This is a genomic window from Gemmatimonadales bacterium (genome assembly GCA_036265815.1).
Taxonomy (GTDB): Bacteria; Gemmatimonadota; Gemmatimonadetes; order Gemmatimonadales; family GWC2-71-9; genus CAVVWJ01.
This window is the reverse complement of record DATAOI010000052.1, coordinates 149,211-170,888: the sequence shown is the minus strand read 5'-3', so window position 1 is coordinate 170,888 and position 21,678 is coordinate 149,211. Positions and strand designations below refer to the sequence as shown.

General features: G+C 68.0%; 22 protein-coding genes. 9 read left to right on the top strand and 13 right to left on the bottom strand.

The genetic code is table 11. The annotated features are described in order from the left end of the window. Positions 1-81: 81 nt before the first annotated feature. The 8 genes from VHR41_11820 to VHR41_11785 all read right to left on the bottom strand — a co-directional run bounded on the left by VHR41_11820 (position 82) and on the right by VHR41_11785 (position 5,585). Positions 82-294 (bottom strand): hypothetical protein, encoded by a 213-nt coding sequence (locus VHR41_11820; GenBank protein HEX3234878.1) that lies wholly within the window; start codon positions 292-294, stop codon positions 82-84. 86 nt (positions 295-380) lie between these two features. Then, positions 381-1,079 (bottom strand): DUF899 family protein, encoded by a 699-nt coding sequence (locus tag VHR41_11815; GenBank protein ID HEX3234877.1) that lies wholly within the window; start codon positions 1,077-1,079, stop codon positions 381-383. 128 nt (positions 1,080-1,207) lie between these two features. Continuing rightward, positions 1,208-1,783 (bottom strand): hypothetical protein, encoded by a 576-nt coding sequence (locus VHR41_11810; GenBank protein ID HEX3234876.1) that lies wholly within the window; start codon positions 1,781-1,783, stop codon positions 1,208-1,210. 63 nt (positions 1,784-1,846) lie between these two features. Beyond that, complete coding sequence (locus tag VHR41_11805) at positions 1,847-2,473, bottom strand: YceI family protein (GenBank protein ID HEX3234875.1); 627 nt, start codon at positions 2,471-2,473, stop codon at positions 1,847-1,849. Positions 2,474-2,496: 23 nt separating this feature from the next. After that, the gene (locus VHR41_11800) at positions 2,497-3,339 is read right to left on the bottom strand and encodes a hypothetical protein (GenBank protein ID HEX3234874.1); all 843 of its coding nucleotides are present in this window, start codon (positions 3,337-3,339) and stop codon (positions 2,497-2,499) included. Further along, positions 3,339-3,464, bottom strand: a complete 126-nt coding sequence (locus VHR41_11795) for a hypothetical protein (GenBank protein ID HEX3234873.1) — start codon at positions 3,462-3,464, stop codon at positions 3,339-3,341. The genes VHR41_11800 and VHR41_11795 overlap by 1 nt, the downstream gene beginning before the upstream one ends. A 676-nt stretch (positions 3,465-4,140) precedes the next feature. After that, positions 4,141-4,689 carry an orotate phosphoribosyltransferase gene (gene pyrE, locus VHR41_11790; protein ID HEX3234872.1) on the bottom strand — a complete coding sequence of 183 codons (549 nt, stop codon included), beginning with the start codon at positions 4,687-4,689 and terminating at the stop codon, positions 4,141-4,143. Next, positions 4,686-5,585 carry a serine/threonine-protein kinase gene (locus VHR41_11785; GenBank protein HEX3234871.1) on the bottom strand — a complete coding sequence of 300 codons (900 nt, stop codon included), beginning with the start codon at positions 5,583-5,585 and terminating at the stop codon, positions 4,686-4,688. Before VHR41_11785 ends, pyrE begins: the two co-directional genes overlap by 4 nt. Positions 5,586-5,736: 151 nt before the next feature. On the opposite strand from VHR41_11785, the gene VHR41_11780 reads away from it, so the two are divergent. The 3 genes from VHR41_11780 to VHR41_11770 are packed head-to-tail and all read left to right on the top strand — an operon-like array spanning position 5,737 to position 10,514. Continuing rightward, positions 5,737-7,080: a GWxTD domain-containing protein gene (locus VHR41_11780; GenBank protein HEX3234870.1), complete on the top strand. Its 1,344-nt coding sequence runs from the start codon at positions 5,737-5,739 to the stop codon at positions 7,078-7,080. A 30-nt stretch (positions 7,081-7,110) separates the two neighbouring features. Then, positions 7,111-10,023 carry a DNA polymerase I gene (gene polA, locus VHR41_11775; GenBank protein ID HEX3234869.1) on the top strand — a complete coding sequence of 971 codons (2,913 nt, stop codon included), beginning with the start codon at positions 7,111-7,113 and terminating at the stop codon, positions 10,021-10,023. Continuing rightward, complete coding sequence (locus VHR41_11770) at positions 10,020-10,514, top strand: hypothetical protein (protein HEX3234868.1); 495 nt, start codon at positions 10,020-10,022, stop codon at positions 10,512-10,514. The genes polA and VHR41_11770 overlap by 4 nt, the downstream gene beginning before the upstream one ends. Positions 10,515-10,521: 7 nt before the next feature. On the opposite strand, the gene VHR41_11765 is transcribed toward VHR41_11770, so the two are convergent. After that, complete coding sequence (locus VHR41_11765) at positions 10,522-12,795, bottom strand: MMPL family transporter (GenBank protein ID HEX3234867.1); 2,274 nt, start codon at positions 12,793-12,795, stop codon at positions 10,522-10,524. Between the two features lie 142 nt (positions 12,796-12,937). Here VHR41_11765 and VHR41_11760 point away from each other — a divergent pair, with 142 nt between their 5' ends. The 4 genes from VHR41_11760 (at position 12,938) to VHR41_11745 (ending at position 15,674) form a co-directional block, all read left to right on the top strand. Further along, positions 12,938-13,720 (top strand): matrixin family metalloprotease, encoded by a 783-nt coding sequence (locus tag VHR41_11760; protein ID HEX3234866.1) that lies wholly within the window; start codon positions 12,938-12,940, stop codon positions 13,718-13,720. Positions 13,721-13,797: 77 nt separating this feature from the next. Next, positions 13,798-14,982, top strand: a complete 1,185-nt coding sequence (locus VHR41_11755) for a serine hydrolase domain-containing protein (protein HEX3234865.1) — start codon at positions 13,798-13,800, stop codon at positions 14,980-14,982. Next, positions 14,976-15,341 (top strand): DUF393 domain-containing protein, encoded by a 366-nt coding sequence (locus VHR41_11750; protein HEX3234864.1) that lies wholly within the window; start codon positions 14,976-14,978, stop codon positions 15,339-15,341. The genes VHR41_11755 and VHR41_11750 overlap by 7 nt, the downstream gene beginning before the upstream one ends. Positions 15,342-15,374: 33 nt before the next feature. Next, positions 15,375-15,674 carry an iron-sulfur cluster assembly protein gene (locus tag VHR41_11745; protein HEX3234863.1) on the top strand — a complete coding sequence of 100 codons (300 nt, stop codon included), beginning with the start codon at positions 15,375-15,377 and terminating at the stop codon, positions 15,672-15,674. Between the two features lie 126 nt (positions 15,675-15,800). Here VHR41_11745 and VHR41_11740 read toward each other — a convergent pair whose 3' ends face one another. Together VHR41_11740 and VHR41_11735 are read right to left on the bottom strand one after the other, a co-directional pair. Then, positions 15,801-16,934, bottom strand: coding sequence for a ribonuclease D (locus VHR41_11740; protein HEX3234862.1), 1,134 nt, complete (start codon positions 16,932-16,934; stop codon positions 15,801-15,803). Positions 16,935-16,942: 8 nt separating this feature from the next. Continuing rightward, positions 16,943-17,113: a hypothetical protein gene (locus VHR41_11735; protein HEX3234861.1), complete on the bottom strand. Its 171-nt coding sequence runs from the start codon at positions 17,111-17,113 to the stop codon at positions 16,943-16,945. A 136-nt stretch (positions 17,114-17,249) separates the two neighbouring features. Here VHR41_11735 and VHR41_11730 point away from each other — a divergent pair, with 136 nt between their 5' ends. Continuing rightward, positions 17,250-18,458 carry an alpha/beta fold hydrolase gene (locus VHR41_11730; GenBank protein ID HEX3234860.1) on the top strand — a complete coding sequence of 403 codons (1,209 nt, stop codon included), beginning with the start codon at positions 17,250-17,252 and terminating at the stop codon, positions 18,456-18,458. A gap of 153 nt (positions 18,459-18,611) precedes the next feature. On the opposite strand, the gene VHR41_11725 is transcribed toward VHR41_11730, so the two are convergent. Then, a complete protein-coding gene (locus tag VHR41_11725) occupies positions 18,612-18,875 on the bottom strand; it encodes a ferredoxin family protein (GenBank protein HEX3234859.1) in 264 nt (87 codons plus the stop codon). A gap of 121 nt (positions 18,876-18,996) precedes the next feature. Here VHR41_11725 and VHR41_11720 point away from each other — a divergent pair, with 121 nt between their 5' ends. Continuing rightward, entirely contained in the window at positions 18,997-21,066 is a 2,070-nt protein-coding gene (locus VHR41_11720; protein HEX3234858.1) for a patatin-like phospholipase family protein, read from the top strand. An 8-nt stretch (positions 21,067-21,074) separates the two neighbouring features. Here VHR41_11720 and VHR41_11715 read toward each other — a convergent pair whose 3' ends face one another. Next, a complete protein-coding gene (locus tag VHR41_11715) occupies positions 21,075-21,647 on the bottom strand; it encodes a peptide deformylase (GenBank protein HEX3234857.1) in 573 nt (190 codons plus the stop codon). Positions 21,648-21,678 lie beyond the last annotated feature (31 nt).

Sequence of the window (21,678 nt, the reverse complement as noted above, 5' to 3'; positions counted from 1 at the left end):
ATGGATGATGGGGGGGCAAATGGGGGCTGCATCCCGGGTGCCGGCCTCGGCCGGCGCGGCGCCCGGGATCAGGGAAGGATCTCAGCTCTTCGGCGCGACGAGCTCCTGGTCGATCTGAACCCCGCTGCCGTCAGGCCGGGTAATCGTCCACCGCACCAGCCGGGGCAGCTGGTCAATGATCCACATGCGCCCCAACAGGATGGATCCGTCCGCGTTGCGATCCTCGCCCACCCAGGCCCGCCGCTGGGTTTTGCCGAACACCTCGACGTCCCCCCGATTCCGGACCACGTACAAGTGGGTCTCCGTGGCGACCTGACGCGCCCTGCCGGGCTTGGGCGGCGCTGGCTCAGCCGTGCGCCATTGCCGCCGCATCTCCCGCGTCAGCCGGCAGCGTAGCTCAACCGGGGGTTCCAGTCGGTTCCCCGCCCTTCCGGCGTCACATCGAGCAGGCTCCAGACCGGCCAGATCGAGTCCACGTGCCGGGGTTCTTCGCCACGCGGCCATGGGATGTAGAGCAGCTCGGTGCTGTAGAAGTGATGGATCCGACCGTCGCGGCGCACGAAAACGTTGAGCGCGGGAAGCTGGTCGCCCTCCGCCGTCTCGCCGTGGTAGTCCAGGTTGTAGCTGTTGTGGGCGGAGGAGAGCAGCCGGAGATTGCGCCATCCCCGCTCCCGAGCGAACGACCGGATCCCCTCGATCGGTGACTTGGCCACCACGGCGAAGTTGATCCGGTCCAGCACGTGAAGGGCACTGCCGTCGAGCCCGTCCAGAATCGACGTGCACGACGGACACGCGTGCTTCATCTCCGGTCCGAACATGAAGTTGTAGATCAGGAGGCTGTCCTTGCCGGGGCGGAACAACTCGGAGAAAGGCACCGGCTTGCCATCGTCCTCGTCGAAGACATAATCCTGCTTGAGTGGTCCACCCAACGGCAGGCGGCGCCGCAGCGCGATGACCTCTTCCACCTGCTTTCTGAGGTCCAGCTCCGCCTTCAGCAGCCGGTCCCGGGCCGATCGATACTCCGGGGTCTCACCCGGGAACCGCACCGAGTGCAACGGCTTCTCCATCGTCTTCGGCATATCGCCTCCAGGGGTCAGCGGCCCGGCGCACCACCGTACCACGGGAAGGTATCACCTGATCCCCGCCCGCGGCGAGCCGACCACTCACGCCAGGCATGACTCGCCGCTCCCCATTCCCCTCTCTCCACCTAGTTGAAGTGCACTACCGCCGACCCACAGCCCACGCCCTGAATCCACAGGTGCTGGAGACCGGGGAGGTCCGGCGCGAGGTCGCTCTCCGACACGATCATCGGCGCGGTGAACGATTCGTCGTCCCCGTCACCCGCCCGGTAGAAATCGGCGAGCAGCACGACGGTCCCGGCACCGGTTGTGGCGGTCCTCCCCACATCGTTCAGGCTGCACTTGAACCCGGTGGAGCTGAGGAGTTGGGCGGTATCCCAGCGGACGCCTTCGCCCTTCCCGCATCCGAGCAGCAGCCCTTGGGCCACCGCATCGATGCACCGGAACCCGCCGCCCGAGGCCACGGACGTCACCGCTGGAATGGTGTTCGAGGCCGTGCTCGGGTCGAACGACCCGCCGCCCGTCAGGAAGACGACCCCGGCCGGGAATCCACTGGCGGTACCGTTGAAGCCGAACCCTTGCCTGGTCCCGCCGGCCGAAAAGGTGGGCTCGAGCGACTGGGTGGGCGCGCTCCCCTCACCGCAGGCGAGCACCAGGCTCAGGGCAAGAAGTGGAAGCGAAAAGTACAGTCTGCGGCTCATCATGGTGGTCTCCTTGTGGCGTAGGTTGTTCGCGCTTCCTCGAGAGAAATCGGTGATCCTTCCCGCTCAGTCCGAGCTCCTGGCTGTCCCCGCTTCAGCGTGCGCGCTGGGCAGGTTGCCGGAGCCGAAGGTGAGATCCACATGCGTCAGGATCTCGTCGTACATCTTGAGCATGCCCATCATCTTGGTCAGGCCGCCGATCTTGTAGCTCTTGAGACTGATGGGGATCTTGCCCTGCACCCGGACGCCGTCGGGCAGGAAGGTCACCGTCGCCGGGATGGCCACGTGCTGCCGCACGCCGTGGATCTGGAAGTACCCGTCGAGGGTGACCGCTGCGATATCGCCCCGCACCTCCCCCGGAACCACCGCGTCGAGGTCATACCGGATGGTCGGGTACTTCTCCGATTCCATCGACTTGTTAAGGTCCTTGTCCCGCTTTCCATTGCCGGTGACCAGGGTAGTGACCGGCGCCTCGACCCAGCCTTTCACCGCCGACAGGTCCGCGCCGCCGGTCAGCTCGCCGGTGATCGTGGTGGTCCTGCCGGTGAAGGAGCCCACGGTCGCCCGGCCATCGAAGCTCAGGACGCCTTCCTTGATGCTGCCGCTGGGTATGGGGCGCTGCGCGGCCAAGTCGGCGGTCGCGATCGGGCTCCAGGCGGCGAACAGCAGCACCATCATGCGCAACGATTGCATTGGAGGCTCTCTCTCTTCGTGAGTTAGGGTCCGACTGCGGCTCGAACGACGACTCGTCCGGTGACGGCGTCGGCCGGGGCGGCGTACAGCTCCCCCGCCAGCGCGAGCCGCGGCGTCGCGTCCCACGTCGCTCCGCCGAACACCACCATGCGGTCGAGGTTGACTGCGACCCGCCGGTTGTCCAGCGCGCCGAACTGATTGGTGAAGTTGACTTGGAAGCGTGGCTGCAGCCGGTTGTACCCGCTGCCGACATACGGGCGGAGCCGGCCCTCGGCTACGCTCCATCCCACGGAGACGTCGGCGCCCATGATGTTGGGCCGGAGCTTGTCGTCCGAGCGCTGCCCGCCAAAGCACTCGCTTTTGGCATCGGCCAGCGCGTCGTCATCGCAGGTGATGGGCGCTCGGAGCGAGCCGAAGGTGGCATGGCCCCGCACCGCGACCACCACACCCCCGAGCCGGCCGAAGCTCTTCCCCACCGACAGGCCGAAGAGGTTCGCCTTCACCCCGTTGACTCGGATCGGTGGAATCCAGCTCGCCTGCAGTGCCAGTCCCAGGGGCAGCGGCATGGTGAACCGCGGCCGAGGAAGCGCGGGAAGGAGATCGGTGTGTTCCGGCCCCTTCCCCGGCCGGCAGATCGTCGGAGTGGCCGTCGCGTCGTCGATATTAGGCAGCGACGCCGCCTCCAATCCGAACCGGAACCCCGGCAACAGGTCCGGCGCGCCCGCCGGGCTGAACGCCAGAGGCACGGCGAAAATCGCGAACGCCTTCGCTTCGTGCGAGCTGGCTCCGGGGAAGCAGTCGCCCTGCGCCCAGGCCGCGGCCGGGAGCCCGACGCCGAGCGCGAGTGCCGCAGCCGCGCGCCACATCACTGCACCACGACGGTGAAGCGCATCCCGTCGGTCGGGGATGCGTGAACGCTGCAGACGTAGGCGAGGTCGGCGGTAAGCACCAGCGCCCGGTGAAGCCTGCGTCCTTCTGTTCTGTTGGTCATGGCGACTTCTCCCCTGGTACTGCTGCTTCCGGACCTGCCTCAACGAGACGCGTGAACAGTAGGCCTCGTCCGGGTGGGTAGAAATCAGTGGGGCGCTGACCTTGAGGGAGGGAGTTGGCGGGTCACTTCGTAGGTAGCGGGACTACAGGGCGGCGACGAATAGGGGAGCGGTACGGCGGGTACGGTCTGGCGGGAGTGGGCCAGACACCTACGGTTTACCTGAAATGCTGCTCGAGGGCTGCCGGGGATCAATTCAGACGCTGGGGCTTCGAACGTCGCATCGCTCCGCGATCGGCGTGGGCGTGAGTGCGCCATTGGCGCGTTGATCCGCATCCCATTGCACTTCCAGCCAGCTCTCCAACCCAATGGGTTGTACGGAAGATTCAAATCGCTCCTTCGGACCCAAGGAATGCCTGCAGCGCTTTGATCTGTCGACTTGACTCTTCGAGTCTTGCCCGAGACGCCGCAACTGCGGGGGCGTTGGTGTGGCCACCGGGTCTATGTCTTGGGTTGCCGGTCGGGGGGAAGTCCCGGGCATGAAGCTGATCTGGAAGGGGCGACTGGGGTCCAGCGGGTCCATCAAGCTACGGGAAGCCCTGCAGACGTGAGTTCGATTTATCCGCGTACCCGCGGGCGTCACTTTAGCACCGGTTACTACCGGAGCCTTTTCCGGACTCTAACGTAGCGCTAATCCACTAGCAGTAGTAATGGCTACCACCTCCCTGCCAGCGCGCTCCAACACTTCCCTCCCCCCCTCCTCTCTATCCACCACCGCCAACACCCCAACTACCTTCCCCCCAGCAGCTTCCACCGCCTCGATCGCCCGCCGTGCCGACCCTCCCGTCGTGATCGTATCCTCCACGATCACGACTCGGTCCCCTGCCCTGAAGTTGCCTTCGATCTGCTGCCCCATCCCGTGCGCCTTCGGCTCCTTCCGCACACTGAATGCATCGACTTCGAGGTCCGTCCCATGGCTCGCCGCCGCGATGGCGTACGCCACCGGGTCGGCGCCCATTGTCAGCCCGCCCACGGCCTTGGGAGCCCACCCCGCGCGCCGGATCGCCGCCAGCCCCATCCGACCGATCAGCACCATCCCCTCGGCGCTCATCGTGCTGAGCCGGCAGTCTATGTAATAGGAAGAGCGTTGCCCAGAGGAGAGAACGAAATCGCCATGCCGTACCGACCGCGCGAGGAGCAGGCGCCGGAGCGCATCTTCGTCGGTCAATCGCCGCCCTTGCGGAAGAGCGACGCCAGGAAGCCGCCCTTCTTGGAGCCCTCCTGCCGTACCGCCGTGCAGAACTCCCGCGCGAACTCGTCCACTGTCTTGGAACGTTTGGAGAGATCGCGCTCCAACCCACGCATCACCGCCGCCTCGATTGCCGGCGCGAACTTGAGCCCCTTCACCGCTTGGTTGAGTGGCAAAGGCGGTTGAGAGAGTAGTTGCTGGAACAACTCTCTCGGGCTCCGGCCCGTCAACGGGAACGCCTCCGTCAGCAGATGGTAGGTGATCGTCGCGAGGCTGTAGACATCTGCCTGCTCGTTCACCAGCTCGCCGCTCAGCGTCTCCGGCGCCACGTACTGGAGCGAGCCCACGAAGAAGCCAGCCCGGGTGAGCCGCTCCTCTGGGCTGAGCTCCGCGTCCCGAGCGATCCCGAAGTCCAGCAGCTTGGCGCTCTGCGTCGCCGGGTCATACATGATGTTTTCCGGCTTGAGATCGCGATGGATGATCCCGGCCTTATGCGACGCCGCCAGGGCCGCCGTGAGTTGCTCCACGATGGTAGCCACCAGCGTGGGTGCCAGTCGCCCTGAGCGGCTGGAGAACTTGGCTAGTGGCTCCCCCGGCGCCCATTCCAGCGCCAGATAGTGCAATCCGTCGGTGGCCCCGAAGTCGTAGGTCTGCACGATGGACGGGTGCTTGACCCGGGCGCCGTATTCGGCCTCGCGCAGGAAGCGCTTCACGGCCACCGGATCCTGCGCCAGCTTCGGCCGCAGGATCTTCACCGCCGCGGTTCCGCGTTGCGGATGCTCGGCCCGATAGACCGTAGCGGTGCCACCCTCGCCGATGTACTCTGCGAGGTGGTATCCCGCCACCGTGCGGCCGACCAGATTATCTGTGCTCATGGCTAGGCCAAGCTACCGAATCTTCGATCAGCCAGCAAGTTGCGCGATTGTGCGACGGCGCACGATGCTTGACGTCTCTCGACCGCCGCCGCTAACCTTCCGCCCGTTCGCGAGAGGGGTGGAAACCCACGAATCTGCCGGGGGTGGTGTCATGCGTCGGCTCGTGTTCTCGGCAGTGTTCCTGAGCGCCGCCCTCGGGTGCGGCAATTGGAAGCGGGTCGGCACCCAGGCCGCCCCCGCGCCCTCCGACCAGCTCACCGCGCTCCTCAACACCGCGCAATTCTATCAACGGCTCGGACGCCTCGCCGCGGGCGACCCGCTCCCATTCGTCGGTACCGTTGCGTTCGCCGCGGCGCCCGCCGACTCTGTCATCGCCGTGCTCGGCCTGTCTCTGGAGAATCGCGCGTTGGCCTTCCAGCGGGAAGGCAACGTCTTCGTCGCCCGGTACCGCGTCGCCATCTCCTTTCAGCGGCCAGGCACTCGCTCGGTCGATCTGACGCGAGAAGAGATCGTCCGGGTGCCGACCTTCCAGGAGACCCAGCGCGCCGACGAGAGCGTGTTGTTCCAGCAGGTGCTCAGGATGACGCCCGGCACCTACAAGGTCAGCGTGGCTCTGCGCGATGCCAGCTCCACGTCCGAGAGCCGGGCCACCGGAGATTTCACCGCGCCGGCCTTCGCGACCGGCAGCATCTCCGCGCCCATCCTGGTGTACCAGGCGACGGGGCGGGGAAGCCTGGCCGATCCGCTCTCCCTGGTGCTCAACCCGCGGGGAGCGGTCGGGTACGGCAGCGACACCCTCTTGGCATACATCGAGGGGTACCAGTTCACGGCGCCTACCACCGTGCCGTTCGAGGTGCACGACGAGCAGCAGAAAGTGGTCTACTCCGACTCACTCCACTTCCGCGGTGGCCGCTCGGTCGAGAGCCAGGTCGTGCGGGTGGCGCCCGACAGCATCTCGCTCGGCGAGCTCCGGCTGGTGGTGGGAAGCGGGCAGGGGGAGCGCACTACTTCGGCCCTGGTGTCGTTCACCCAGGCCTGGATCGTGACCAACTTCGACGAGATGCTCGACCTGCTGCGCTACTTCGGACAGGACGAGAAGCTCAACGCCATGCGGAAGGCGCCGCCCTCCGAGCGCTCCCGGCTCTGGCGGGAGTTCTACACTTCCACCGATCCCAACACCGCCACTCCCGAGAACGAGGCGCTCAATGTCTACTTCAGCCGGGTGAGCGCCGCCAACGCCCGCTTCACGGATGAGGGGGTCCCCGGCTGGCGCACCGACCGGGGTGAGGTCCTCATCAACCTCGGCCAGCCCGACGATATCATCGAGAACACCCCTGGCACCGCCGACCGGCGAGTGATCCGCTGGGGCTATACCAACTACCGGCTGGAGCTCTACTTCCAGGACGAGACCGGGTTCGGCCGGGTCCGCCTGACGCCCGGCTCCCGGGCCGAATACGAGCGGGTGCTGACCCGGCTCCGGCGAAACCAGACATAGCGGGGCAGGGGGGCGGGGCTAACTTTCAGCATGGCCAATCACACCCCCCCGCAGCTCTTCCTCATCGACGGCTACGCGCTGATCTATCGCGCCTTCTACGCGATGATCGCCCGGCCGCTCCGGACCAGCAAGGGAGAGAATACCTCCGCCGCCTGGGGCGTCGCCAATTTTCTCCTCCGCCTGCGTGAGAAATACCGCCCCGACTTCGTCGCCTGGATCAACGACGCGGGCACCTCGTTCCGCGAGGAGCGCTACCCCGACTACAAGTCCACCCGGGAGAAGCTGGACGACGAGCTTCAGGCCGACTTCGACCGCGCGCTGGAGCGGATCTGCGCCATGCTCGAGGCCTTCCGCATCCCTCTCGTGTCGGTCCGCGGGTACGAGGCGGACGATGTGATCGGCACCCTCGCCACCGCCGGCGCCAGCCGAGGGCTTCAGTCGGTGATCGTCTCGGGCGACAAGGATTTCTACCAGCTCATCGGTCCCGGGATCACCCTGCTCAACCCGGGACGGGGTGGTCCAGCAGCGGTGGACGAGACCTGGATCGACGAATCCAACGCCGCCGAGCGGCTCGGCGTGGGTCCCCGGCAAGTGGTCGACTTTCTTGCACTGGTGGGGGACAGCTCCGACAACATCCCCGGCGTCAAGGGAATCGGCGAGAAGGGCGCCCAGAAGCTGCTGGCCGAATACGGGGACCTGGAGAACATCCTCGTCCACGCCGCCGACATCACCGCGAAGCGGAGCCGCGAGGCGCTCCTCGCCCAGGCCGACAACGCCCGGCTCTCCAAGGAGCTGGTCACCATCAAGTGCGATGTGCCGATCGACTTCGCCATCGAGGACATGGTCCTCCGCGAGCCCGACCGGGAGGCCTCGATCCGCATTCTCACCGAGCTCGAGTTCTTCACGCTGGCGCGCCGCCTGGGCAGCCAGAGCGAGATCGCGTCCGCCACCCTGGTGGAAGCGGAGGGCCGGACCCCGGCCGGCGCGGTCTCGCCGGGGGGCTCCGTCGCCGTCCTGGATCAGGGCGATGCGGGCGCCGGCCCCGCGCTCCTCACCGACCAGGCACCGGTCACCGCGGCCGACTGGCTCGCACTGGATGAGACGCCCGCCCTGGACGTCGTGGTGGTCGACGATCCTGACGACCTGGCCGCGGTGGTCCAGCGGCTCCGTGCTGCCCCGCTCGTGGCCATCGACACCGAGACGTCCTCGATCGAGCCGCACGACGCCGAGCTGATCGGTCTCTCGCTCGCGGGCAGCCCGACCGAGGTCTGGTATTTCCCGTTCGGGCATCGCCCGCTCGCCGGGGAGCTCGCCGCCCCCACGCCGGTCCGGAACCTACCCCCGATCCGAGACTTCGCCTGCGCTCCCCTGACGGCGTTGCTCAGCGATCCGGCGGTGCCCAAGGCGGGGCACAACATCAAATACGACTGGCAGGTGTTGCGCGGGGCAGGGGTGGAGCTCGCGGGCGTGGCCTACGACACCATGCTCGCGAGCTTCGTGCTGGACCCGGGCCGCCGCTCCCATGCCATCGACACGCTCGCGCTGGAGCACCTCGGACGCACCATGCAGAGCTATGACGAGGTGGCGGGGAAGGGGAAGACGCAGATTTCGTTCGCCGAAGTGCCCTGTGCCTCCGCGGCTGCCTACTGCGGTGCCGACAGCGCGACCGTGCTCGCCTTGCACGAGTTCTTCGCTCCGGCGCTGCGGGAGATGGGGGCGGAGCCGCTGCTCCGCGACATCGAGCTGCCGCTGGTCGAGGTGCTGACCGACATGGAGTGGGAGGGGGTGGCCATCGACCCCGGCGTCTTCGCCAGGCTGGGTCAGGAGCTCGGCGTCGAGCTCCGCAGGCTCGAAGGGGAGATCGCCGCGATTGCCGGCGAGCTGGTCAACCTCAACTCTCCCAGGCAGCTCGCGGCCATCCTGTTCGAGAAGCAGCAGCTCCCGGTGCTGAAGAAGACCAAGAGCGGCCCCTCCACCGACGCCGACGTGCTCGAGCAGCTCGCCGTCATGGGTCATGAGCTGCCCCGTCTCATCCTCGAGTATCGCGAGCTCCAGAAGCTCAAGAGCACCTATGTCGACACCCTACCCGCGCGGGTCAACCGGCAGACCGGGCGGATCCACACCAGCTACAACCAGATCGGCGCCGCCACCGGGCGGATCAGCTCCTCGGAGCCCAACCTGCAGAACATTCCGGTGCGCACTCCCCGGGGCGAAGCCATTCGCCGTGGCTTCGTTCCCCGGGCGGGCTGGTCGTTCCTGGCGGCCGACTACTCCCAGATCGAGCTCCGGCTCATGGCCCATCTCTCGGGCGACCCGCTGTTCATCGAGGCGTTCCGGCAGGGCGGCGACATCCACCGGCAGACCGCCTCGCTGATCTTCAACTGCCCCCTGGACCAGGTGACCGGCGAGATGCGGGCCCGGGCCAAGACCATCAACTTCGCCACCATCTACGGGCAGGGTCCCTTCGCGCTGAGCCGCCAGCTGGGGATCTCCCAGGAAGACGCGCGGAGCTTCATCACCCGCTACTTCGAGCGGTTCGCCGGAGTGCGCGCCTTTCTCGATCGCCAAGTGCAGCTGGCGCGCGATCTCGGCTACGTGGAGACCATCTTCCAGCGGCGCCGCTACATTCCCGAGATCAAGGACCGCAACTTCAACATGCGCGCCTACGGCGAGCGCAACGCCCAGAACTCGCCGCTCCAGGGCTCGGCCGCCGACCTCATCAAGCTCGCCATGATCCGGATTCATCGCGCCATTCGAGACCAGGGGCTGCGGAGCCGGATGCTGCTTCAGGTGCACGACGAGCTCGTCTTCGAGGCCCCGCCCGCCGAGATCGAGCCGTTGCGGTCGCTGGTCTGCGACTACATGGAGGGCGTGGTGGAGTTGCGGGTGCCGCTGGTGGTGGACATCGGCGTCGGCCCAGACTGGCTGGATGCCAAGCGATGACGCCGGCGCCAGCGCGGTTCACCTGCAGCGACCCCGAGGCGGGGGACTTCGAGTTCAGCGACGTCGAAGCGGTGCTCGACGCGCTCGAAGCCGGTCTGGTGAGCGCCGGAAGCCCACTCTTCGATGCCGTGCGGCAGAGCATGCAGCCGCTGGGCACTCATCCGGAGATTCGGGCGGCCTGGGCTGCCCGGAGTCGCTATCAGCCGATCGGAGGGCTCTCCCTGCCCGAGCTGCCCTCGATCACCGCCATCGTCCGGGCCCTTCCGGAAGCGGACGACCAGCGGGAGCGGCGCCGCGCCGCCTTTGCCGCGGTGCGTGCCGGCGCCCCGCGGCGCCGGCCGGAAGCCGGAAGCCGTTCGCGGCCGATCGCCGTGGCCGCGCTGCTCTGGGGTCTGCTGCTCCTGGCCCTGGTGGGCGCCGCCGTCGTGATCTTCGCCGCCCGGCTCGCCGATCTCGCTGCGACCGCCGTCGAACGGGTGAGCGCGCACTGAGCGTCGCTTAGGGTCTCGGGTACTCGGCCGATCTGCGCGGCGCCGCGCGCACCCCGGGCCACCAGTTCCACCGTCCCATCGCCTGCATGATCGCGGGAACCAACACCATCCGGATGACGGTGGCGTCCAGCAACACCGCCACCGCCAGCCCGAACCCCATGAGCTGCATCGGAAGCACTCGCGAGAAGGCGAAGATCCCGAACACGAGGATCATGATGAGCGCCGCCGAGGTGATGACCGAGGCCGTCGCGCTCAGGCCCTCCATGGTGGCGACGGTGTTGCGGCCGCTCCGGTCGAACGCCTCCTTGATTCGGCTCAGCAGGAACACCTCGTAGTCCATGCTGAGCCCGAACACCACCGCGAAGACCAGCACCGGCACGGCCACGAAGATGGCCGAGGTGGGCCCGTCCAGTCCGAAGAGTCTCGATCCGATCCCGTACTGGAACACCAGCACGATCAGCCCGAACGTCGCGCTCACCGACAGGGTGTTCATGATGATGGCCTTGATCGGCACCAGCACCGACCGGAAGGCCACGGCGAGCATGAGCCCGGTGGCCCCCAAAATGAGCAGGACCAGCAGGGGAAACCGCGCCAGCAGGTCGCGCTGGAAGTCGAGCGCGGCGGCGGAGTAGCCCCCCACTCGGATCTCCATCCCTTTGGTGCCGCGGAGCTTTTCCTTGGCCAGTTGGCGGGCCCTGGTCACCACGTCGGTGGCGGAGGTCAGCGAGGTGGTGTCGGTCAGGATCACGTCGATCAATGTGAGCCGCCGGTCGGAGCTGAGGTAGGCGTCCAGCAGGTCCGGATACCTGGCGCGGGCGGCGGCGAGGTCGCTGTAGAGCACCGAATAGCCCAGCAGCGAGCCGTTAGGCTGGACGCTCACCAGGCTGCGCACCTCCCGCACTCTGGGGTCCGCCCGCAGCGAGTCGGCCACCGTCATCAATCCCCGGAGCGAGGTCGCCGTCACGGCGCTCCGACCCTCCGGAAGCTCCACCAGCACCCGTATCGGCTGGATGTAGCCCGCCACCCCCATCCGGGAGAGTGCGTCCAGCCCCTCGCCGGCCTCGGTGCCGACGGGCCACCAGTGGCGCGAGGGAAGGCCGATCCTGATCCAGAAGACCGGCAGGGTGAGCAGGCCGATCACGGCGCCGCCGTAGAGCAGCGCCCGTACCGGGTGTCTGGCCAGCGTGCGGGCCCACTTCTCCCACGTCTGGGGTGCGTGGTACCAGGCGAGCCGCCGCGCCAGCCAGCGCGGCCGGTCGATCTCCCGGCCCAGCACGGCCAGCAGGGCGGGGAGCAGGGTGATCGAGAGCAGCACCGCCACGGCCACCACGATGAGACCGCCGATGCCGACGCTCCGGGTCTCGATGAGAGGCGTGAGCAGCAAGGCGCCGAAGCCCACCACGACGGTGAGGCCCGAGGTGATCACCGCGCGGCCCGCCGTCGCCAGGGTGCGTGCGGCGGCCTCCCGCCTGCGGGTTCCGCGGGCCAGCTCCTCCCGGAACCGGGTGACCACCAGGAGCGAGTAGTCGATCCCGACGCCCAGCCCGATCATGGTGGTCATGTTGAGCACGAACACCGACATCGGGGTGAACCGCGCGACGACGCCGATGATGGCGAGGGAGATCGCGATGGCCATGACCCCGACGATCAGGGGCAGCGCGGCCGCCACCAGCGCGCCGAACGCCAGCACCAGGATGACCAGTGTCAGCGGCAGCAGCCGTTCCTCGCCCTTGGCGCTGTCGCGGGTCACCACTGTTCGCACGTCCAGGTCCAGCGGTGCCCGGCCGGTGACCCGCGCCCGGATCCCGGCCGCTTCGGGGGTTCGGGCCAGGGTGGCCTGCACCAGCGTGCGCACCGGGGTCACCAGGGCTCCGGCACTGTCTCCCCGAGCCGCCTTGAGCGCCACGATGACGAAGGTGGCGCGGCGGTCGCGGCTCAGGAACGTGGTGTCGTTGGTGGAAACGTATGAAACTAGGCCGCGGATGTAGGGCTGGCGCCTGAGGGCGGCAAGCAGGCTGTCGAGCGCGAGGCGTGGCCCGGGTGCCTCGAACGAGGCCGGCCCCTCCAGCGTGACCGCGTAGAACTCGCCGATCGGCCGGCTGAAGCGCGAATTCAGCAGATCCTCGGTCCGGGAGGCCTCGGTTTCCCGCGCGCTGCCGCCACGGATGTTGAGCAGCCCGGGCGTGGCGGGTGCCCGTACCGCCGCCACCGCGCCGATGACGGCCCACACCCCTAACACCACCCAACGCCAGCGCACTAGCGCCTGGGCGAATCGATCCATCAGATTCAGTGAGCCCTCCGACTCCAAGCCGGCGCGGCCACTCGCGGTGTGGAGGGCGCGGTGGCAAATGTTAGATGGCTGCGGCGGTTGGCGCCAGCGGGTCAGCTAGCGGGGTGGCGCATCCCTTGCCCATATTGATCCCATGCGCCGATTCGTCCTTCCGGTCGTCACCCTCGGACTCCTGCTCCTCGTCTTGGTCGACCGGATCTCCCCCGTGTTCCGGCAGATCGGCGAGCGCGGCGCGGGGGTGCAATCCACTGCAACCGGTACGGCCACCCCCGATGTCCGGGCCAGCAGGCAGAATGCACGAGCCGGCACGCCCGGCGAGGACCGGCTCGCCCGCCTGGCCGCCCGGCAGCAGCTCACCCGGGAAGCCGCCGCCACCTATCTCGACTCGCTGATTCTGAGCACCGATTCCGTCGTCCGGCGATGGCCGGACCGCTTCGGCAAGCCGATCCGGGTCGCCATCGTCGAGGGCGGGGTGGACGGCTACGACTCCAGGATGGCCGGCTACGTGCACGAGGCACTCGACCGATGGGAAGCCACCGGCATCGGGATCCGCTTCTGGGTCGTGACCGATACCGCCGCCGCCGACGTGGTCGTGCGCTGGATCGACCACTTCGACTTCGATCGCGCGGGGCAGACCGATCTCACCTGGGACCAGTCCGGGCGGGTACGCCGGGCCTTCATCTCCCTCGCGCTCAGGACCAACGCCGCGGTATCGCTGCCGGACGCTGCCCTGCTCGCGGTCGCGGTCCACGAGACCGGGCACGCCCTCGGCCTCCCCCACTCCTCCGACTCCAACGACGTCATGTTTCCCGCGACCCGGACCGGCACGCTCTCGGACCGGGATCGTCGGACGGCGGCGGTGCTCTACCGCCTGCCGCCTGGGCCGGTGCGCGACGTGCTGGCGGACGGCCACTGAGGCTGCCCGCTGTGGGCACGATCGTTGCCCTGGATCTGAAGGTTTGGACCAATGACGTCCGCCAGGCGGAGAGAGACATGGGTGCCACCTCGCGAGTATGCCGGCTGCTGTCTGGACTGCTCGCCATGACGCTGCTGCGCGCTTCCTCGGGCGAGGCCCAGTCCATCGCCGAGATCGATGGGGCCGTGCGCTCCGGCATCGAGGCGGGACTCTACCCCGGTGCCGTGGTGGTGATCGGCCGGCGTGACTCGGTCCTCTACGCCCGGGGCTACGGTCATTTCACCTGGGACCCCGCCTCCGCCCTTCCTGAGCCCGACTCGACCCTCTGGGACATTGCCTCCATCAGCAAAGTGGTCGGCACCACCAGCGCCGCCATGCGTTTGGTGGACCGCGGTCGGCTGAATCTCGACGCGCCGGTCCGCCGGTATCTGCCCCGCTTCTCCGGCGGGCCCAAGAACCTGGTGACCGTCCGGATGCTGTTGGACCACACCAGTGGTCTCAAGAGCTACGTCCCGATCTATCGCAAGGCGCACGGGCGGCGCGCCCGGGCCATCGACCTGCTCTACGCCCAGCCGTTGCTCCGGCCCCCTGGCGAGTCGGCCGAGTACAGCGATCTCAACGCGCTGTTGCTCGGGCTGATCGTGGAGAAGATCGGCAAGATGCCGCTCGATCGGTTCGCCAGCCGGGAGGTCTTCACTCCGCTCGGCATGCGGCAGACCAGGTACCGGCCGCCGGTGGGGCTGCGCCGGCGTATCGTGCCCAGCGGGATCTGGCGGGGCCAGGCGGTGCCCGGTGAGGTGAACGATCAGAACGCCGTCGCCTTCGGCGGAGTGGCAGGACACGCCGGCGTGTTCTCGACCGGCATGGACCTGGCGCGATTCGCTCAGGCATGGCTTCGCGGCGGCATCGGGCCCCACGGGCGATGGGTGAGCGCCGCGACCATGGGCCGGTTCCTTGCGCGCGGCACCAACAGCGGCTCCCGCCTCCTCGGGTGGGATTCTCCCGAGCTCAACGGCGACGAGCCCAGTGTGTTCGGAACCCTCATCAGCGGGGCGGCGTACGGCCATACCGGGTTCACCGGCACCGAGCTCTGGATCGACCCCTCACGCGACCTCTTCCTCGTCTTCCTGACCAACCGGACCTTCGATCCGCGGGCGCCCGACTCCATGCACGGTCTCAAGCTGGTGCGCGCCTCGCTCTCCGACGCGGCTGTCCGGCTGGTCCCCCACGGCTGCACCCAGGAGCTGGTTGCGAGGTGCTGAGCCGGCCGGTCCTGCTGTACGATGGGGCCTGCGGGTTCTGCCGGAGATGGGTGAGCCGCCTGCGGCGCTGGGATCGCCACGGCGCCCTGGAGTATGTGGCCGCAGCCGATCGCGGGGCGTTCGCCGGACTCCCCCAGCTCTCCGATGCCGCTCTCGACCGGGCCATGCACCTGGTGACAGCTGACGGTCGAGTCTACCCCGGGGCCCGGGCCCTTCCCCTCTTGTTCCGGCTTCTCCCTGGTGGCCGGGTGCCGGCCCTTCTCATGCGAGTGCCCGGTGTCCAGCGGCTCGCCGACCGGGTCTATGCCTGGGTGGCCGCTCGGCGCCACCGCTTCGGCTGTGGTCCTACCACCTGTTAGCTTTCAGGGGCGATGAACACACGAGAGGCGCCCATGTTGACTCCAGACTCTGTTCGGAAGGCCCTTCGGGCCGTCAAAGACCCTGAGCTCAACCTCAACATCATCGACATCGGCCTGGTGTATGATGTCGAGGTCGGAGCCGCCGGGGAGGTAGAGGTTCGCATGACCCTCACCTCGCCCGGATGCCCCGCTGGCACCGAGATCATCGACGATGTGAAGCACGTGGTCTCGGACATGGAGGGCGTGAAGAGCGTCGAGGTCGAGCTGGTGTGGGATCCCTACTGGACCCCGGAGAAGATGGATCCCAGAGTCAGGGCGTTCCTCGGCTTCTGAGACCAGTTGGGTGGTGCGACAGAGGAATCACCAGGCTGACACCATTCAATCACTCGTCCAACCGTGCGACCGATTCCAGCCATCCTGGCAGACAATTGCCCGGATTGCCATTTCTGACCCCACTTCTCATGGAAGTGCCGGCTGGGGCAAGGCGGTCAGCAGGTCGTCGCCGAACTCCCGAAGTTGCCACTGCCGGAGCTCGGGAATCCCCCTCATCTCCTCCCGCATCCCTGGATTACTCCGGGCGATCGATTCCAGCGTGCCGTTGGGACACAGGACGCCCGGAGGCAGATCGTAGCGCAGCGCCAGCGCGTTCCGCACAACCTTGAGCCGCTCCACCCGCGCCTCCAACGCGGGGTCGGCCGGCCGCCGAGGCGGTCGCTCCAGTCTGGGGAGATCGCGGTCCGGCACGTCCAGTCCACGCTGCACTGCCGCCAGGATCTCGCGCCCTCTCCGTTCCACCTGGTCCGCGCTCATGCCCGGGATGCCCCTGAGGGCCGCGGCGTCGGTGGGCGGGTTCTTGGCCATGAGCAGCATGGGCTCGTTGTTGAGTATCCGGAATGTCGCGCGGTCGGCGCGCTGCGCGGCGGCTTCGCGCCATTCCCAGAGCTCGCGCAGGACCGCCAGCTCCCGTCCGCGAAGGGCCTTGGCGCCTTTGGGGCGGAGGTAGCCCGGCTCGGTCGCGGGCGCGGGTGTGAAGCGGATCTGGGTCAGAAGCCTGAACTCCTCTTCCGCCCAGGAAAGCCGGTCCCGGGCCGCGAGCTGCTCCCGCAGGATATCTCGCAACTCCGGCAGGTGTCGAGTGTCCGAGGCCGCGTACTCCAGCATCTCGCGGGAGAGCGGCCGGGCCGACCAGTCGGCCCGCTGGAACCGCTTGTCGAGCCGTACGCCGAGGTGTTTCTCCAGCAGCGCTGCGAGCCCGACGCCGGGCTCGTTCAGGAGCTGGGCCGCGATTCGGGTATCGAAGATGTTGTTGGGATGAAAGCCGTACTCTCGATCGAGCAGGCGAAGGTCGTAGTCCGCATCGTGGAAAACGATCTCCACAGCCGGGTCGGCCAGGATGCTCCCCAACGGCTCCAGCGTTCCGACCGCGAGCGGATCGATCACCGCAGTCTCTGTGCGGGACGAGACCTGCAGGAGATAGATCCGGTCTTCATAGCGGTGAAAGCTGGCGGCCTCGGTGTCGACCGCCACCAGCGGCGCCAGGCGAAGACGCCGGGTGAGATCCTCCAACTCCTGGGTCGTCTGAATCAGCTGCACGCGCGGCGTTACTCGGCCTTCGAGACGAGCTCGAGACCGGCCGCGATCTCATCCAGTGCCTTGGAAAGCGTCTTGAAGAACTCGGCGTCCGGTTGCGGCGCGCCTCCCATCGCGGCGTCCATGTGCAGCTTGCGGGCAAGTCTGGCGGCGTGGCGGATGTAATCGGTGGCTGGTTTCATGGGATGGTGTGGAGAGCGGGTGATGGGCTCGTTGCACGCCTAACCGAGAGGGCCAGGGTGTAGTATATCTACTTGGTCCGATTTGGGCCTCTCGGTCGGACGCGCCCGGTGTCCCTCGCGTAGAGCTCCGCCGCCCATGCCCCATCCCGAGATCGACCTCACCGTCTATCCCGATGAATGCGATGCCTTCGGTCATCTCAACCAGGCGTCGTTTCTCAGTCTCTTCGAGCGCGCCCGGTGGGAGATGCTGATTCAGGGCCCGGGGATGGACGTCTTCACCCGGGCCGGCGCGTGGCCCGCGGTCCGGAAGACCGTGATCGACTATCACGCCGCGGCCTTGCCGGGTGATGTCCTCCGCTTTCAGCAGGCGCTCACGCATCACGGGCGCACTAGCTTCACCATGCGGCAGACCGCCCGCCGGGTGAGGGATGACACTCTCATCGCCACGGCGCAGTTCGTCTTCGTCTGCATCAATCGGGAAGGCCGGCCGGTTCCGGTGCCGCGTGAGTTCGGTGAATTCCTCACCACCCGACCGTCCGGGCCGGGCAGTGTGGAGCGGCTGACGGTCCACGGGGTCAGCCTCGCGGTCGATGTGCGCGGCGAGGGTCCGGCCGTTCTCTTCGTCCACGGCTATCCGCTCGATCGCACCATCTGGGCGCATCAGCTGGAGACGCTCGAAGGGTTCCGCCGCATCGCGCCCGATCTGCGCGGCATGGGCCAGTCCGATGCGCCCGACCTGGGCTATGGGATGTCGATCTATGCCGATGACCTCGCGGCCTTGCTCGACAATCTCGGAGTCGACCAGGTGGTCTTCTGCGGACACTCGCTGGGAGGCTACATCGGGTTCGAGTTCCTGCGTCGCTGGCGGCGGCGGGTGCGAGCGCTCGTGCTGATCGACACGCGGGCAGAATCGGACTCGCCCGAAGGCCGCCGCAGCCGGGACGGGTTCGCCGCCATGGCCAAGGAGAAGGGCGCGGCCGCCATCGCGGAGGCGATGCTGCCGAAGCTGCTGGCGCCGGACACCCTGACGGGCGCGCCGGAGGTGGCTGACCGGGTGCGTGGCGTGATCACGGAGCTCCCCGTCGCCGGCATCGTCGGGGCCCTCGCGGCCATGCGGGATCGTCCGGACAGCACGCCGTTGCTGCCGACCCTCGCCGACCTGCCGACACTCGTGCTGGTGGGTGAGGCGGACCAGGCTACTCCACCCGACGAGGCGCGCCGCATGGCGGACGCAATTCCCGGAGCCCGCCTGGTGGTGATTCCTGGCGCCGGCCATCTCCCCCCGGTCGAGCGTCCGGCCGCCACCACCAGGGCACTGCAGGAGTTCCTCCGCCAGCTCGGCTGAAACCTTTGACGGCCATGCCGCGTCGGAGTCATTTCCTACCACACAGGCTCCGGGGTCGCGGCCAATCAGTTCGATCCCGGGGCCGCTCTCCATATGCGAGCGACCCTCCGCGGACCGGTCCGCGGAGGGTCGCCGTATTCCCCAGACCGGGATCTAGCGCTTCGGGCGCCCCGGGGGCGCGTCGCCGTTGAACACGTCCCGGTTTTTGGCGATGTACTCCTTCATGTTCTCGGGCACATCTTCCTCGGGGAAGATGGCGGTGACCGGGCATTCGGGCTCGCAGGCGCCGCAGTCGATGCACTCGTCGGGTTGGATATAGAGCATGTCCTCGCCCTCGTAAATGCAGTCCACCGGACAGACGTCCACGCAGGCGCGGTCCTTCACTCCGATGCAGGCCTCGACGATCACGTAAGTCATTGCTGTCGGTTCCCTCCGAGGACTAGCGGCCACGACGTTCGCCCGGAAGCGGACGCGTCTGCGAGTAGGTATACGAAGGTCGATGGGGGTGGCGCAAGGGGTGCATGTATCTTCCCTGTCGATGCTTCCTCCCCTCCATCTTGGACTCGCGCTCGCCCTGGTATCGGGTGCCGTGTTCCCTGGACCCCCGCTGCACGCCCAAGCCTGCCCCCACCTGCGGACCGCGCTGGTGTTGTCGGGCGGCGGCGCCAAGGGACTCGCCCACATCGGGGTGCTCCGGGTGCTGGACAGCCTGGGCATCCGGCCCGACCTGGTGGTCGGCACCAGTATCGGAGCGATCGTGGGGGCGCTCTATGCCAGCGGGTACAGCGGCCGCGAGCTCGACTCCGTGGCGCGGGCGACCCCACTCGCCGATCTCTTCCGGTCCTACCAACCGCTGGCTCCTCATTCGCTTGGCATTCTCCAGCCGTTGGTGGTCTGGGAACAGGGTGAAGGCCACTTTGCGCTCCAGAGCGCCGCCCTGGTCGAGGCCGAGGTGAACGCGCTGATGAACGCGGCCATGCTCCGGGGCAATCTGCGCGCGCGGGGCGATTTCGACTCGCTTCCTATCCCCTTCCGGGCCGTTGCCACCGATCTCGCCCACCGGGACGTGGTCGTCCTCCGCTCGGGCGATCTGGCTCAGGCGGCGCGGGCCAGCGCGGCCGTGCCGCTCCTCTTCGCTCCCGAGCTGCGTGGCGGGCGCTACCTGACCGATGGCGGTCTCTCGGCCAACATCCCGATCGCCGTGGCTCGGGCCGCGGGCGCCGAGCGAGTGATCGTGTCCGACGCCACCGAGCATGCCGCCGATTCTCTTCCCCAGGGTTCGCCCATCGTCGTGGCGGACCGGCTGGTCCAGTTCCTGTTTCAGCAGCGAGCGGACAGCCTCACCGGCCGCGACCTGTTGATCCGGCCTGCCGTGGAAGGTTTTGCCAGCCTCAACTTCTCCCGTCGAAACGTCGAGCGGCTGCTCCAGCTCGGCTTTGCCGCGGCCGACAGCATGCTGCCCCGGCTCCCCTGTCGCGAGGGCTCGACTCCGATATCGCCGCCGGGCCTGCCGCACTACCTCGCCGGGGTCCGGGTTCCTGGTGCCAATCTCTCGGAGCGGAACGCCCTCATCCGGCTCCTCGGTCTGGGACTGAGCGATTCACTCGACCAACAGCTTCTCCTCACCCGGGTGCGGACGCTGGCGGCGGCCTCCGAGGCCTACCAGTCGGTGTGGCTCAATCCCTCCGGCGCCGGAGACTCGGTGGAGTTCACCCTCGCCCTGCGCCGTGCGGCGCGCCGAGTCGCCGGTCTGGGCATCGCCTACGACAACGAGCTCGGCGGCCGGATGTGGGCGGGATTGGTGGATCGCCGATTCCTGGGCCGTGCGATCGAAGCCAGCGGCGCACTATTCCTGGGCGAGTTACGGCGCGAGCTCGCTCTCGGGTTCCGCCGAAACTTTCAGCTTGCCCGGCAGCTGGTGAACCCTACGCTCACGATCCGTCTGGCGAACGAGGATGTGCGCCGGTTCGACCCCGAGGGCGATGAGCTGTCCCAGGCCTTCACCCGGGAGGCGATTGGGTTCATGGGCGTGGAGCGGGTGTTGTCGCGCGGCTGGGAGCTGGCGCTCGGCATCGAGGGACACGCCTGGCGCCAGCCGGGGCCGCGCGATCGCAGCACTCTGGGGGTGGTGGGCCGAGTGGTGCGCGCCAGCCGCTCCCGTGGCAAGGTGTTCGATGGAGAGATCCTGTGGACGGGTCTCTACCAGCGCGCCGCGCTCGAGGGACAGCTCTCGGCCAAGCTGGGAGTGGTGCGGCTGCTGCCCCGGCTGCGCCTGGGCTGGGGCGAAGATCTCCCGCTGCAGGCGGGATTTCCGCTGGGTGGGAGCGATGGCTTTCCCGGTCTCCATATCGGGGAGCGCCGCGGCGACCGCGAGGCCATGCTCAGCCTCCTGTTCAGCTTTCCGCTCAAGGGTCCACTGATCGGTCGAGTGGAGCTCGCGGGCGGACGGACCGCCACCGGGGGGTCGCTCTTCGGTGCTGAGGGGTGGGTAGGAGGCGCAAGGGTGGGTGTCGGGGCCGAAACGCCGTTGGGACCACTTCGCCTGGAGTATGGCCGCGCAACGGGGGACCGCGATGCGCTGTTCGTCCGCCTTGGCCGCTGGTTCTGATCCGTCGGCTAGAGCAGACCTGTGAGCGGTGTGGCGTAGCTCGCGCTGCGTGCTTCCGGCGACCCATACCGTGAGCTCGGGCCGTGCAGCCTGTGCCACTCCTCCCGAAGACAGAAGGGGTCGAGCCCGAGGGGCCGATCCACCGCCAGCACCCCGTCGAGGTGGTCGATCTCGTGCTGCAGCAGCTCGGCGCGATCACCTTCCAGCTCCACCTCGGCCCACTCGCCCTTGAGGTCCTGATACCGGACCCGGATATGGTGGGCTCGGGAGACGCGGACCAGCAGATTGGGAAACGAGAAGCAGTCGTCCCAAACCTCGAAATCCTCGGTGCCGATGTCCACGATCTCCGGGTTGATCAGGGGCCACGGCCGGTCCATCTCCACGTAGACCATCCGTACGGGGGCGCCGATCTGCGGCGCGGAAATGCCCCGGCCGCTCCCGAAGCGGGACTGCCAATCCTGCAGCGTCTCACGCAGATCGTCCATGATGACTCGGACGGCCGTGGATCGAGGCCGGGTAATCGGCTCGCAACTGGCCCGGAGGATAGGGTCGCCCAGCAGCCGGATGCGATGAATGGTCATCGGGCCTTTGCCTCTCGACAACGAGGTACGT

What these genes read in the sequence shown, in the direction of transcription:
- VHR41_11815 (HEX3234877.1), bottom strand. Translation starts at nt 1,079, where the DNA reads ATGCCGAAGACGATGGAGAAGCCGTTGCACTCGGTGCGGTTCCCGGGT.
- VHR41_11810 (HEX3234876.1), bottom strand. Translation starts at nt 1,783, where the DNA reads ATGATGAGCCGCAGACTGTACTTTTCGCTTCCACTTCTTGCCCTGAGC.
- VHR41_11805 (HEX3234875.1), bottom strand. Translation starts at nt 2,473, where the DNA reads ATGCAATCGTTGCGCATGATGGTGCTGCTGTTCGCCGCCTGGAGCCCG.
- VHR41_11800 (HEX3234874.1), bottom strand. Translation starts at nt 3,339, where the DNA reads ATGTGGCGCGCGGCTGCGGCACTCGCGCTCGGCGTCGGGCTCCCGGCC.
- VHR41_11795 (HEX3234873.1), bottom strand. Translation starts at nt 3,464, where the DNA reads ATGACCAACAGAACAGAAGGACGCAGGCTTCACCGGGCGCTGGTGCTT.
- VHR41_11785 (HEX3234871.1), bottom strand. Translation starts at nt 5,585, where the DNA reads ATGAGCACAGATAATCTGGTCGGCCGCACGGTGGCGGGATACCACCTC.
- VHR41_11780 (HEX3234870.1), top strand. Translation starts at nt 5,737, where the DNA reads ATGCGTCGGCTCGTGTTCTCGGCAGTGTTCCTGAGCGCCGCCCTCGGG.
- polA (HEX3234869.1), top strand. Translation starts at nt 7,111, where the DNA reads ATGGCCAATCACACCCCCCCGCAGCTCTTCCTCATCGACGGCTACGCG.
- VHR41_11770 (HEX3234868.1), top strand. Translation starts at nt 10,020, where the DNA reads ATGACGCCGGCGCCAGCGCGGTTCACCTGCAGCGACCCCGAGGCGGGG.
- VHR41_11765 (HEX3234867.1), bottom strand. Translation starts at nt 12,795, where the DNA reads ATGGATCGATTCGCCCAGGCGCTAGTGCGCTGGCGTTGGGTGGTGTTA.
- VHR41_11760 (HEX3234866.1), top strand. Translation starts at nt 12,938, where the DNA reads ATGCGCCGATTCGTCCTTCCGGTCGTCACCCTCGGACTCCTGCTCCTC.
- VHR41_11755 (HEX3234865.1), top strand. Translation starts at nt 13,798, where the DNA reads ATGGGTGCCACCTCGCGAGTATGCCGGCTGCTGTCTGGACTGCTCGCC.
- VHR41_11745 (HEX3234863.1), top strand. Translation starts at nt 15,375, where the DNA reads ATGTTGACTCCAGACTCTGTTCGGAAGGCCCTTCGGGCCGTCAAAGAC.
- VHR41_11735 (HEX3234861.1), bottom strand. Translation starts at nt 17,113, where the DNA reads ATGAAACCAGCCACCGATTACATCCGCCACGCCGCCAGACTTGCCCGC.
- VHR41_11730 (HEX3234860.1), top strand. Translation starts at nt 17,250, where the DNA reads ATGCCCCATCCCGAGATCGACCTCACCGTCTATCCCGATGAATGCGAT.
- VHR41_11725 (HEX3234859.1), bottom strand. Translation starts at nt 18,875, where the DNA reads ATGACTTACGTGATCGTCGAGGCCTGCATCGGAGTGAAGGACCGCGCC.
- VHR41_11720 (HEX3234858.1), top strand. Translation starts at nt 18,997, where the DNA reads ATGCTTCCTCCCCTCCATCTTGGACTCGCGCTCGCCCTGGTATCGGGT.
- VHR41_11715 (HEX3234857.1), bottom strand. Translation starts at nt 21,647, where the DNA reads ATGACCATTCATCGCATCCGGCTGCTGGGCGACCCTATCCTCCGGGCC.